This is a genomic window from Pseudovibrio exalbescens DSM 16456 (genome assembly GCF_000422785.1).
GTDB classification, from domain to species: Bacteria; Pseudomonadota; Alphaproteobacteria; order Rhizobiales; family Stappiaceae; genus Pseudovibrio; species Pseudovibrio exalbescens.
The window spans coordinates 273,953-285,882 of the sequence record NZ_AUGS01000002.1; the positions used below are offsets into that span (position 1 = coordinate 273,953).

Below are 11,930 nucleotides of genomic sequence, written 5' to 3' on the forward strand. Positions count from 1 at the left end.
GGTCTCAATCAAAAAATACGGTGATCAACTTAGCCACCTCCCTGTACAGATGTGGCACCTCCTCTTGGACTGCGATAGCCTCCAAGGTGGAGTCTTGGCCTGAGAGCGAGGAAACGCAAACATCTCAAGGCCCTGTGGCTTGATTGTGCTGATGGGCACGACCACTTGAAGGCTCTGTTTGACGAGCTGCTTCACGGCTTCTGGGCGTTTCGTGTCCGGCGTTGTGAATGCAGTCACACAAGAACGGACGAGAGGCCCTGAAAATGTCCGATGCCGCTGCGCTCGCGAAGGAAACACTAATCGACGATACATGTGCTCTTCTCAAGGATGAGGGTGATGCTCTGCCCCGCTTTGCCTGCGATTTGTTCGCGCACGCGGATGCCGAAGACATCGCCCAATATGACTCTGAAGAGCTGTCGTTGCTGGCCAGTGCGACATGGGCAGACTTTCAGCAGCACCCACTGGGTACACAGCGGATCGGTGTGTTTGATGTAGCAGGAAAGAGACAAAGCTCGCGCCTGAATAATGTCACTATCGTCGAGATCTTGAACGATAACATGCCGTTCCTTGTGTCATCGGTCATGGGCCATTTGACAGTAAACGGATATGAGCCTCAGCTTGTGCTTCACCCGCTTTTTGTGGTGGAGCGGGACGAGCAAGGACAACTTCAAGAGTTTCATGGCACCCATGGACCCAGTGGCCCGTCAGCCCGTCGAGAAAGCCTGATCCATATCCATATTGCGCGGCTTGATGTTGAAGAACAGCGCCTGGCGTTGGAGGAAGCCCTGAAAAAGGTGCTTCAAGATGTGCGTTGCGCCGTTAAGGACTGGCAGCCCATGCGCGGGCGCCTTCAGCAAGCGATTGAAGACTATACCAATACCCGAACGCCGTACTCCAAGGCACAACTTGATGAGGCAATCCAGTTTTTGGAGTGGATGGCCGCTGACAATTTCACGTTGTTGGGTATGCGGGAGTTCATCTTCGAGGGAGGCGTTGAGCAGGGTGATCTGTCGTTCGTGCAGGGTACCGGCCTTGGTCTGCTTGCTGATCCTGAGGTGCGGGTGCTTCGTCGTGGTTCCGAATTTGTCGTAATGACTCCAGAGATACGGGATTTTCTGCTCAATCCTGAACCTCTGATTATCGCCAAGGCCAATGTGAAGAGCCGTGTTCACCGCCCTGTGCATATGGATTACATCGGCGTTAAGCTGTTCAATGAAGAAGGTGTCCTGACCGGTGAGCTGCGCATTGTTGGCTTGTTCACCTCCACAGCATACACCCGCTCAACTTCCTCAATTCCATACATCCGCCAAAAGGTGGCGCAGGTTATGAAACTCCATGGCTTCGACCCCGAAAGCCATAGCGGGCGTGCCTTGCGCAACGTGCTGGAGGAGTATCCCCGTGACGACCTCTTCCAGATTGATCAGGAAACGCTCTACGAGTTTTCCAAAGCCATTCTGCAGCTAGGGGAGCGCCCGCGCATTCGCGTTCTGTCTCGCCGAGACAAGTTTGACCGGTTTGTATCGATCCTTGCCTTCATTCCACGCGATCGCTTTACCACAAAGATTCGCCAGCGGGTTGGCGCATACATGGCAGATGTTTTCGACGGGCGGGTGTCTGCCTGGTACATTTCGTATCCGGAAGGGCCGCTCGTTCGTGTGCACTACATAATAGGTCGTGATAGCGGGGTTACTCCAAACCCTGCGCAAAACGAACTGGAAAATGCCGTTGCTCGGATCATCAGCTCCTGGGAAGATCAACTCTCGGAAGCCTTGCGGGCCATGCACGAACCAACGACGGCGCGCACCCTGTACCATCGTTTCAATGGCGCTTTTGATGGCAGCTACACCGCTGTCACCGATCCAGAGACGGCGCTTGAGGATATTCGGTGCCTGGAACAACTGGGCCGACGGCGCCCGCTTTTGATCCGGTTTTATAAACGTGATCCTGAAAATCTGCAGCAGCTCTCGCTGCGCACCTATCACACGAATAGCCCATTGGCTTTGTCGTCGCGGGTTCCAGTATTGGAAAACATGGGCTTTCAGGTCATTAACGAGCGGACCTATCGGGTAAATCCTGCTGACTGTGACATGTGTTATCTACACGACACGACGCTCACTGTAGCTGGGGAAACCCGCCATGATTTCCGTGAAGAGGATATTGAGCGCCTTGGTGCGTTATTTTTGGCTGTATGGAACGGCCTTGCCGAAAGCGACGGATATAACGCACTGGCCCTTAACGCAGGTCTCGCTTGGCGGGATATTGCTGTATTGCGAGCGCTTTCCAAGTATCTGCGACAAGCTGGTATTCTGTATTCCGAAGATTACATGTGGGGCGCGCTGAACCGCTATCCGGCCATTTCGAGGGATCTGGTTGACTACTTCCACACGCGTTTTGACCCCACGATGGATGAGGCAGCACGCGAAAAACAAAGCAGCGAACTGCGGGATCGCATCGTCACGGCGCTGGATTCAGTTGAAAGCCTCGATGATGACAGAATCATCCGCCGGTTTCAGAATCTGATTGATGGATTGTTGCGTACGAATTTCTATCAGTTGGATGATAATGGACTGCCTAAAAGCACGTTTGCGTTCAAGCTGGCACCCCACAAGCTTGAGAGTTTGCCAAAGCCTTTGCCGTATCGTGAGATGTTCGTGTACAGCCCGCGGGTGGAAGGCGTGCATATGCGATTTGGCACAGTCGCCCGTGGGGGATTGCGATGGTCGGATCGGGCTCAGGATTTCCGCACAGAGGTTCTGGGTCTCGTCAAAGCCCAGCAAGTCAAAAACGCCGTAATTGTGCCTGTGGGTGCGAAGGGCGGTTTCTTGCCGAAGCAGTTGCCAAAAGCGGGTAGCAGAGAAGAGATCTTTGCTGAAGGAACTGAGGCCTACAAAATCTTCATAGGGTCGTTGCTTGACCTTACCGATAATCTGGATGGCGATGCCATCGTTCCACCTACCGAGGTGGTGCGGCACGATTCTGATGATCCGTATCTTGTTGTTGCAGCTGACAAGGGAACGGCAACCTTTTCCGATACCGCCAACGGAATTTCGCAGGGGCGTGATTTCTGGCTCGGCGATGCATTCGCCTCGGGTGGGTCCGCTGGTTATGATCACAAGAAAATGGGCATTACCGCACGGGGAGCTTGGGAAGCAGTAAAACGCCATTTCCGCGAAATGGATCGGGATATTCAGCGGGAGCCCTTCACTGCGTGTGGCGTCGGCGACATGTCCGGCGATGTTTTCGGCAACGGAATGTTGCTGTCAAAAGCAACCCGTCTGGTTGCTGCGTTCGACCATCGTGACATCTTCATCGATCCTGATCCGGATCCGGCGGTGAGCTGGGAGGAGCGCAAACGGCTGTTTGATCTTGGGCGCTCTTCTTGGCAGGACTACGATACCTCCCTGATTTCTGAAGGAGGGGGCGTGTATTCGCGCAAGGCAAAACACATCGAATTGTCAGCTCAAGCGCAAGCCCTATTGGGACTGGCTTCTGCAAAATGCTCGCCGCAGGACGTAATGACGGCGATCTTGAAGATGAAAGCTGATTTGCTTTGGTTTGGTGGTATCGGTACCTATGTGCGGGCCTCCAGTGAAACGAACGCGGATGTGGGAGACCGCGGCAATGATTCCATTCGCGTCGCAGCATCAGACTTACAAGTGAAGGTGATTGGTGAAGGGGCCAATCTGGGTATTACCCAAAAAGCGCGTATTGAGTTCGCGCGCGCCGGAGGGCGCTGCAACTCCGATGCTATCGACAACTCGGCGGGTGTGAATTCGTCGGACATGGAAGTCAACATCAAGATCGCGCTGGGCGCAGCAGTGAAGGCGGGCCTGCTCACCTTGGACGATCGAAATGCTCTGCTGGCAGACATGACCGAGGATGTCGCCAATCTGGTTCTGAGAAACAACTACCTTCAGACCTTGTCCATATCACTGTGTCAGCGGCGCGGTTTGGAAGACACGGGTTATCAAATCCGTATGATGCGTCAGCTCGAAAGGCAGGACTTGCTCGACCGCACTGTCGAGGACCTTCCTGATGACATGACGATCGAAGAGCGGATGAAACAAGGCGAAGGTTTGTCTCGTCCTGAGATCGGCGTGCTGTTGGCCTATGCCAAGCTTACTCTCTATGACAAACTCCTGCAGAGTTCGGTTCCTGATGATGATTATCTGGCAAAGGAACTGTATCGCTACTTCCCGCCCCAGATGAGGGAGGAATACGCCAAGGAGATTGAAGGGCATAGGTTGCGCCGGGAAATCATCTCGACCATGTTGGCCAATTCCATTATCAATCGGGGCGGCCCAACTTTTGTTATCCGGCTAATGGATCAGGCTGGCGCCACAGAAGCAGAGATCGCTACGGCGTTTTCGGCGGTTCGTGATGCGTATGGACTGACTGACCTGAATGAACAGATCAACGCACTCGACACTGTTGTTTCCGGCGAGGTTCAATTGGATCTTTATGAAGCGGTACAGGATCTGGTCCATAGTCAGGTCCTTTGGTTCCTGCGCAATGTCTCCTTTGAAGACGGCATCGAGGCGGCCGTCAATCGTTTCCACACTGACGTTGAAAGCCTGTCGCCGCGGCTGGAGGCATTCCTCCCGGACGCAGATGCCAAGTCACTGACTGAAGAGACTGAAAGACTTGTCATGGCTGGAGTGACGGCGCAGATCGCGGGACGTGTCGCGCGGCTTTCTGCGGAGGTCATGATTCCGGATATCGTGTTGGTGGCGGAAAAAACGGGCCACAAAACCGAGGATGTTGCTGCCTGCTTCTTCCAACTGGCTGAAGAGTTCAGTTTCAGCCGCATTGATGAGCTAAGCCGCGATTTCAGCATCCGAGATTACTATGACGGTCTGGCGATGGATAGAGCAAGGTCCATCTTGGCTGAAGCCCATCGAACTTTGACTGCGCAGGCGATCGTGCATGCCGGTGGCTTGAACGGGTGGCTGGCTGACCGGCATGAAAAGGTTCAGCGAACCAAAATGGCTGTTCAGGAAATTTTGGAAAACGATTTGTCTGTTTCCAAGTTTTCTGTTGCCGCCAGCATGCTTGCTGAACTGGCAAACTAACTGAAAAAGGGCGCTTCGGCGCCCTTGTTCCCTATCAAATCTTGCGTAGCGCAACCGATGTGATTTTGTGCTCCGCGCCTTTGGTAATGATTAGGTCCGCGCGCGGTCGTGTGGGCAAAATGTTGTGTCGCAGGTTTTCCAGATTGATGTTCTGCCACAAGTCCTGCGCAATCTCCTGCGCCTCGGAATCCGTTACCTTGGAGAACTTGTGAAAGTAGGAGTCTGGATCCTGGAACGCTGTCTCTCGCAAACGCATGAAGCGTTGCAGGTACCAGTTTTGCAGCGCTCGTTCTTCCGCATCAATGTAGATTGAAAAGTCGAAGAAATCCGAAACGAATGGGACTGCCTTGGCATCCCGCGACAGGTTGGAAGTTTGCAGGACGTTCAAGCCCTCGACAATCAGAATGTCTGGTTGGTCAATGGTGATCGTTTGCCCTGGAATTACGTCATAAAAGAAGTGGGAATAAATCGGTGCTTGAACCGACGTTTTGCCGGCTTTGATATCTGTCAGGAATTTGAGCAGGGCCGGACGGTCATAGCTTTCCGGAAAACCTTTACGACGCATGAGGCCCTCGCGCTCCAACACAGCGTTCGGGTACAAAAAGCCGTCGGTTGTCAGAAGATCCACTTTTGGGCTTGCTGGCCAGCGCCGCATCAATGCCTGAATCAGACGGGCCGTCGTGGATTTACCCACGGCAACCGAACCAGCAACGCCGATAATGAAAGGCGTTTTGCGCCCATTCGTACCCAAGAAACGTTTGGTGGCACGGTGGAGCTTCTGTGTCGCTTCAACGTAGTAGGCGAGCAAGCGCGATAACGGCAGATAGATTGTTTCCACCTGATCCATGGAAACATAGTCATTCAAGCTCTGGACGTTGCGAATATCGTCCGCTGTGAGGGTCATCGGTGTATCCGCACGCAACTTGGCCCATTCAGCCTCCGTGAATACGGAGTAGGGGGACAAGTCCAGCTCGGACACATTGGATACGTCGTGTTTCATAGCTGCGTTGCCATTCGATTGGGCGCGCTTGTAACTGCTGACTAATCGCCAGCGCGAGAGGCCTTTTCCTGTAGTCCCGTCTGCCCGGTGCGGGATTCCAGTGTCGCCATGACATCCGACAGCGGAACATCACTTGCCTTCAAAAGTACCAGCAAGTGATACAAAAGATCGGCAGCCTCGCCCGTTAGCTCCTGTTTGTCCGGTTTTACCGCGGCTATGGCCGCCTCAACCGCTTCTTCCCCCACCTTTTGGGCGCATTTCGCAACGCCCTTTCCAATGAGCTTGCGCGTGTATGAAAGCTCGTCGTCGCTCATAGCGCGCTGCGCCACAATAGCCTCGAGGTCCTCAAGGGTAAATTTAGTCATAGGGATAGTGCCCTTTCGGTGGTTTGCACCGGTATCAAGTATACGTGGCCGGTGATCCGTCTCAGCTGTCCGTGCGCATTGGAATACCTGCGGCTTCCATGTGCGCCTTGGCTTCCTGAATGGAGTAGGTTCCGAAGTGGAAAATGGAGGCCGCCAACACTGCTGTCGCATGGCCATCGCGCACACCTTCCACCAAGTGATCAAGGGTTCCGACGCCGCCTGATGCAATCACCGGCACGCTAACTGCATCCGCAATGGCTCTGGTCAAGGAAATGTTGTAACCAGCTTGTGTGCCATCACGATCCATGGAGGTTACCAGCAACTCTCCGGCACCAAGTTCCACAGCCTTGCGGGCGAACTCGACCGCATCAATGCCTGTGGGTGTGCGCCCGCCATGGGTGAAGATTTCAAAGCGCTCATCTTCGCCTTCGGATGAAACGCGCTTGGCATCAATGGAGACTACAATGCATTGACTACCAAATTTTTCTGCCGCTTCGCGGATGAAATCCGGGTTCTTTACCGCCGCGGTATTGATGGAAACCTTGTCGGCACCGGCATTGAGCAGGCGGCGAATATCCTCTACGGCGCGTACGCCGCCGCCGACAGTGACCGGCATAAAGCAGGCGGCCGCAGTTCTTTCCACCACATCGTAAATGGTCTCGCGATCATCACTGGAAGCCGTGATATCGAGAAAGGTAAGCTCGTCTGCTCCCGCCGCATCGTAGGCTTTGGCTGCCTCTACTGGATCCCCAGCGTCAATCAGGTCAACAAAGTTGACACCCTTGACGACGCGGCCGTCTTTGACGTCGAGGCATGGGATGATGCGTGCTTTCAAGGTCATGCCAAACCCTCCCGGCTTTTCTTGATCAAGGCGAGCGCTTCAGCAGGTTCCAGACGACCATCATAGAGGGCTCGGCCGGAAATGGCACCTTCAAGAATATCGCAATCGGGTTGGATCAGTCGTTCAATATCTTCAATGCCAGCCAGGCCGCCTGAGGCAATGACCGGTATGGTAACGGCATGGGCCAGTTCGAGGGTTGAAGGAATGTTAAGACCTTTCAACACGCCGTCGCGGTCAATATCGGTGTAGATGAGGGCGGCTACCCCCGCATCCTCAAACTGTTTTGCCAGTTCGATGGCGGTCAACTCGGATGTTTCCGCCCAGCCTTCTACCGCCACTTTGCCACCTTTGGCATCAATGCCGACAGCGATACGATCAGGGTAGCGCTTGCAGGCTTCGCGCACCAATGCCGGATCACGCAAGGCAACAGTACCCAGAATGACCCGTGCAATACCTTTGTCGAGCCAGCTTTCGATATGCGCCAGGGTGCGTATTCCGCCCCCCAATTGCACTGGATTTGTCGTGGCGGCGAGAATGCTGTCAACGGCCGCTCCGTTGCGGCTTTCACCGGCAAAAGCACCATCGAGATCTACGACATGCAACCACTCGAAGCCTTGATCTTGAAAGGCTTTTGCTTGAGCGCCGGGATTATCATTGAATACCGTCGCCTGATCCATATCGCCAAGTTTCAAGCGAACGCAGTGGCCTTCCTTGAGATCGATTGCGGGAAAAATGATCATACCTGTTGTCCTTTGGACCTAAATCTTAAGGTCGAGGGCCGGTTCACGGGGCCCAGCTCAGAAAATTGGAGATCAGTTGCAGCCCCAGTTTCTGGCTCTTTTCCGGGTGAAACTGCGTTCCAATCATGTTGTCGCGCCCGACCATGGCCGTGAAGGTGCCACCGTAGGAGAAACTCGCCAGACAGTGTGCCGGATTGGATACTGCGAAATGATAGGAATGCACAAAGTAAGCGTGTTGGCCGTCCGGACCTGTCTTGATGCCGTTCAGCGTTGGGTGCGTTTCCCCATGAACGTCTATTGTATTCCATCCCATATGCGGGATTTTGAGGGCTGGGTCGTCCAATTCCATCGTGGTGACGTCACCGGGGATCCATCCAAGCCCTTCGCTTGTTTCAAACTCAAGCCCGCGCTGCGCAAGCAGTTGCATCCCCACGCAGATGCCAAAAAAGGGTCGACCACGGGCAATAACCGCTTCCTGAAGAGCCTCTTCCATTCCCGAAACAGCTTGAAGCCCACGGCGACAGTCGGCAAACGCACCCACGCCCGGCAGTACGATACGTTCAGCTCGTGCCACAACCTCCGGATCAGAGGTGACGACAATTTCGTCTCGGCGCTCATGACTATGGGCGACGTGCTCAAAAGCTTTTGCCGCAGAGCGGAGATTGCCGGATCCATAGTCAATGATTGCGACGCTCATCAAGCGTATTCCTTCTGTACTCAGATAAAAAGGTGTTCAAGCTAGGAGTTCAATGTCAGGCCAACGATGCTTTGCTCGCCGAAACGCGGCGTTATCGGGCTCCTGCGGTTCGTCGCTGTAGCTGGCTCATCTCCTTGAGAAGTAGGTCTTTCTCGGGGGGATAGCCATTTGTCGAAGAACCGAATTTCGGCTTCGGCCCGGTTATCAGCGCTGATAATGCCAAGCATCTGCCAGCCTTTGCGCTCAAGCGACCACTGACGCAGGGAGTTACCCTCCAGGGCAAACAAGATCGCAAATGCAAGATATAGCGGCACGGACATTGAGCCCGGCAGCTGCCCGACGGTGAGCTGCAGTACGGTAACCACCACCAGATAAGCCAGAAACACCCACCACATTCGACGATACAACATCCAGATGAGCGGTATAAGCAGCGCACCCCAAGACAAACCGTCCCGGACAAATGTTATTCTGCGCGCGCTGGCTTCAGTCAGTGTGTCCGCTGTCACCTCTGGCGGCGCCATCACAATAAAGGTCGCCACGTCTAGTTCTCCCCGCTATGGATGTCAGCCGCCCAACTGACCCTTGGTGGTCGGCACACGGCCCGACTGCCGCGGATCTTCTTCCATGGCAACACGCAGCGTTCGCGCTACGGCCTTGAAGCAAGTTTCCGCTATGTGATGGTTGTTTGTACCGTACAGCGTTGCGATATGCAAAGTGAACCCGGCGTTCATCGTAAAAGCCCGGAAGAACTCTTCAAACAGTTCCGTGTCGAAATTGCCAACTTTGTCCTTTGTAAACTCTACGTGCCACACAAGGAACGGACGACCGGAAACATCGAGCGCGCATCGGGTCAGCGCCTCGTCCATTGCCAGATGTGTATCGGCGTAGCGTGCGATGCCGCTCATATCGCCGAGGGCTTGTTTGAACGCCTGCCCCAGCGCGATGCCGACATCCTCAGTGGTGTGATGGTCGTCGATATGGGTGTCGCCGTTGGCGCGAATGGTCATGTCGACCAGCGAGTGACGGGAGAGTTGCTCCAGCATATGATCGAAGAACCCGACGCCTGTGTTGATGTCGTAGGTTCCTGTTCCGTCAAGGTTGATGGAAACACTGATCTCGGTTTCCTTCGTCTTGCGCGTGATGCTCGCCTGGCGCATGGCCCATCCTCAGCTTGTCTGGCAAATAATCTTTGTGAAGTCAGCAAGAGACGCGCCGTTGTAGCAGCCTGTCGGTGAACTGAAAATAGCTGAATGTGAAAAACACTGTCCCGAGGGTGAGCGGATGCGTTCCAATCGCATGAACACGGGAATAACGGCACTGGCTTTTCGGCGAAACCAGTGCTACGACCACAGCCGTTTATCGATCCCTCAGCCGCGGAGAAACCCATGTCCTTCAAACCAGCTACTGCCAAAGATCGCCTTATTCTCGCGTTGGATGTGCCGACCGTTGATGAGGCTCGAACCATTATCTCTCAAACGCAGGGCTTGATCGGCACCTACAAGATCGGCATGCAGTTGCAGTTTGCCGGGGGGCTGGCACTTGCGGAGGAGTTGGCCGCTGAGGGGCACTCCATTTTCCTTGACGTGAAACTGCTCGATATCGACAACACCATTGCCAGTGCCGTCAAGAATGTCGCCAAGATGGGCGTCAAGTTCATGACATTGCATGCCTATCCTAAAGCTATGCGTGCGGCTGTTGGTGCGCTTCAAGAGGCGGGGAACAAGGATCTTTGTTTGCTCGGTGTGACCGTTCTGACCTCAATGGATGAAGCGGACCTCAAGGCCGCAGGATACGTGGGGCCTATTGCGGATCTTGTTGTCCAGCGGGCCGCCGCAGCGGCTGAAACGGGCATGGGCGGTATCGTGTGTTCTCCAGTAGAAGCCGAGAAAATGAGAGCAGCTGTCGGCGACAAGTTGGCAATTATTACTCCGGGTGTGCGCCCTTCAGGCTCTGATGCTGGCGACCAGAAACGCATTATGACACCTGCTGACGCAATCAGGGCCGGATCGGACTACCTCGTTATAGGCCGCCCAATTGTTCAGGCTTCCGACCGGCGCGCGGCAGCGGAGGCGGTATTGAAGGAAGTCGAGGCAGCGGTAAGCTGAGAACTAGCGGATATAGAGATAGGTTGAACACAGATTCCGCTGAGTATCCTCTGACGTATCCGGAGGGGTGGGGCCACGGAAGACACGCAGTTCCAAAGCTTCCTGCCCTTCCAGCTTCACGATTTTGAATTGCAGAAAGCCCGTATTCACCCCGTTGGAGCAAAGGGTGCGCCCGCCGTTGAACTTGAGGTTGGTGGCGTTCGTGAAGGCATAGGTGGCTGTCGTACGATCACCTACCGCTTTGATGGGCAAGTGCTCTCGGTCGCTGAATATCAACTGGTTTTCGGTGATGTGCAAAGATCCTGTCACCGCTTCCGCCGTGAAGTTGAACGGACGCCATTGAGTGTTGGTCAGGTCTGAGGCAAACGAAATAGAGCTGCAACTTGCCAACATGGCAATCATGATAACAAAACGGAACAAAGGTCACCTCTTGTCTCGGTGGATTCAACGAGATGACCCTACGGAATATTGCTTTCGATTTTCCTAGAAAACACGATCACATGTGAAACAAAAAAACCGCGCTGGAGGAGCGCGGTTTTCACTAACAGCTTCCGAGCGCAAAATCAGTTTGGTTGCTGGCCGTTCTTCTTCTGCTCTTCTGCAGCACGAGCCAGATTCTGACGATAAAGAGCGGCAAAATCGATTGGGTCCAGCATCAGCGGCGGGAAGCCACCGTTGCGAGTCGTATCCGCCAGAATGTTGCGAGCAAACGGGAACAGCATGCGCGGGCATTCAATCAGAATGAACGGATGCATGTGCTCTTTTGGAACGTTGCTGATCTGGAAAACGCCAGCATAGATGAGCTCCACGGCGAACATAACCTGTTCAGATGTGTTGGCCTTGGCATTCAGGGTCAGCACAACCTCAAACTGGTCATCGCTCAGTGGGTTGGCGCCGACGTTCACGTTAATATCCAGCTTTGGCTGTTCACCCGGCTGCAGAGACTTTGGAGAGTTTGGGTTCTCGAAAGACAAGTCTTTGATGTACTGCGCCAGAATGTTCATGCCTGGAGCGGCTGCCTGGCCCTGTGCCTGAGCTTCCTGATTGTCACTCATAATATAGTTCCCGTTTCACGGTTGAGATCGGTATGTACAGCAATTCCCCTCGGCT

At 54.3% G+C, this 11,930-nt stretch carries 11 protein-coding genes; 2 read left to right on the forward strand and 9 right to left on the reverse strand.

From position 1 onward, the window contains the following. Window positions 1-263: 263 nt before the first annotated feature. The gene (locus G512_RS0103765; RefSeq protein WP_028480552.1) at window positions 264-5,072 is read left to right on the forward strand and encodes an NAD-glutamate dehydrogenase; all 4,809 of its coding nucleotides are present in this window, start codon (window positions 264-266) and stop codon (window positions 5,070-5,072) included. A 34-nt stretch (window positions 5,073-5,106) separates the two neighbouring features. Here the strand turns inward: G512_RS0103765 and coaA are convergent, their stop codons facing one another. The 7 genes from coaA to hisB all read right to left on the reverse strand — a co-directional run bounded on the left by coaA (window position 5,107) and on the right by hisB (window position 9,872). Then, complete coding sequence (gene coaA / locus G512_RS0103770; protein WP_028480553.1) at window positions 5,107-6,072, reverse strand: type I pantothenate kinase; 966 nt, start codon at window positions 6,070-6,072, stop codon at window positions 5,107-5,109. A 41-nt stretch (window positions 6,073-6,113) separates the two neighbouring features. Continuing rightward, complete coding sequence (locus G512_RS0103775; protein ID WP_028480554.1) at window positions 6,114-6,437, reverse strand: phosphoribosyl-ATP diphosphatase; 324 nt, start codon at window positions 6,435-6,437, stop codon at window positions 6,114-6,116. 61 nt (window positions 6,438-6,498) lie between these two features. Further along, a complete protein-coding gene (gene hisF, locus G512_RS0103780; RefSeq protein ID WP_028480555.1) occupies window positions 6,499-7,278 on the reverse strand; it encodes an imidazole glycerol phosphate synthase subunit HisF in 780 nt (259 codons plus the stop codon). Then, on the reverse strand, window positions 7,275-8,018 hold the full coding sequence (gene hisA / locus G512_RS0103785) for a 1-(5-phosphoribosyl)-5-[(5-phosphoribosylamino)methylideneamino]imidazole-4-carboxamide isomerase (protein ID WP_028480556.1): 744 nt from the start codon (window positions 8,016-8,018) through the stop codon (window positions 7,275-7,277). Before hisA ends, hisF begins: the two co-directional genes overlap by 4 nt. 43 nt (window positions 8,019-8,061) lie before the next feature. Beyond that, window positions 8,062-8,715: an imidazole glycerol phosphate synthase subunit HisH gene (hisH, locus tag G512_RS0103790; RefSeq protein WP_028480557.1), complete on the reverse strand. Its 654-nt coding sequence runs from the start codon at window positions 8,713-8,715 to the stop codon at window positions 8,062-8,064. Window positions 8,716-8,756: 41 nt separating this feature from the next. Next, on the reverse strand, window positions 8,757-9,254 hold the full coding sequence (locus G512_RS0103795) for a DUF2628 domain-containing protein (RefSeq protein ID WP_028480558.1): 498 nt from the start codon (window positions 9,252-9,254) through the stop codon (window positions 8,757-8,759). Between the two features lie 24 nt (window positions 9,255-9,278). Beyond that, the gene (gene hisB / locus G512_RS0103800) at window positions 9,279-9,872 is read right to left on the reverse strand and encodes an imidazoleglycerol-phosphate dehydratase HisB (RefSeq protein ID WP_028480559.1); all 594 of its coding nucleotides are present in this window, start codon (window positions 9,870-9,872) and stop codon (window positions 9,279-9,281) included. 228 nt (window positions 9,873-10,100) lie between these two features. On the opposite strand from hisB, the gene pyrF reads away from it, so the two are divergent. Further along, window positions 10,101-10,820 (forward strand): orotidine-5'-phosphate decarboxylase, encoded by a 720-nt coding sequence (pyrF, locus tag G512_RS0103805; protein WP_028480560.1) that lies wholly within the window; start codon window positions 10,101-10,103, stop codon window positions 10,818-10,820. Between the two features lie 3 nt (window positions 10,821-10,823). Here pyrF and G512_RS0103810 read toward each other — a convergent pair whose 3' ends face one another. Next, window positions 10,824-11,240, reverse strand: a complete 417-nt coding sequence (locus G512_RS0103810; protein ID WP_036488394.1) for a hypothetical protein — start codon at window positions 11,238-11,240, stop codon at window positions 10,824-10,826. A gap of 143 nt (window positions 11,241-11,383) precedes the next feature. Next, on the reverse strand, window positions 11,384-11,875 hold the full coding sequence (secB, locus tag G512_RS0103815) for a protein-export chaperone SecB (protein WP_028480562.1): 492 nt from the start codon (window positions 11,873-11,875) through the stop codon (window positions 11,384-11,386). Window positions 11,876-11,930 lie beyond the last annotated feature (55 nt).

What these genes read in the sequence shown, in the direction of transcription:
- G512_RS0103765 (WP_028480552.1), top strand. Translation starts at nt 264, where the DNA reads ATGTCCGATGCCGCTGCGCTCGCGAAGGAAACACTAATCGACGATACA.
- coaA (WP_028480553.1), bottom strand. Translation starts at nt 6,072, where the DNA reads ATGAAACACGACGTATCCAATGTGTCCGAGCTGGACTTGTCCCCCTAC.
- G512_RS0103775 (WP_028480554.1), bottom strand. Translation starts at nt 6,437, where the DNA reads ATGACTAAATTTACCCTTGAGGACCTCGAGGCTATTGTGGCGCAGCGC.
- hisF (WP_028480555.1), bottom strand. Translation starts at nt 7,278, where the DNA reads ATGACCTTGAAAGCACGCATCATCCCATGCCTCGACGTCAAAGACGGC.
- hisA (WP_028480556.1), bottom strand. Translation starts at nt 8,018, where the DNA reads ATGATCATTTTTCCCGCAATCGATCTCAAGGAAGGCCACTGCGTTCGC.
- hisH (WP_028480557.1), bottom strand. Translation starts at nt 8,715, where the DNA reads ATGAGCGTCGCAATCATTGACTATGGATCCGGCAATCTCCGCTCTGCG.
- hisB (WP_028480559.1), bottom strand. Translation starts at nt 9,872, where the DNA reads ATGCGCCAGGCGAGCATCACGCGCAAGACGAAGGAAACCGAGATCAGT.
- pyrF (WP_028480560.1), top strand. Translation starts at nt 10,101, where the DNA reads ATGTCCTTCAAACCAGCTACTGCCAAAGATCGCCTTATTCTCGCGTTG.
- secB (WP_028480562.1), bottom strand. Translation starts at nt 11,875, where the DNA reads ATGAGTGACAATCAGGAAGCTCAGGCACAGGGCCAGGCAGCCGCTCCA.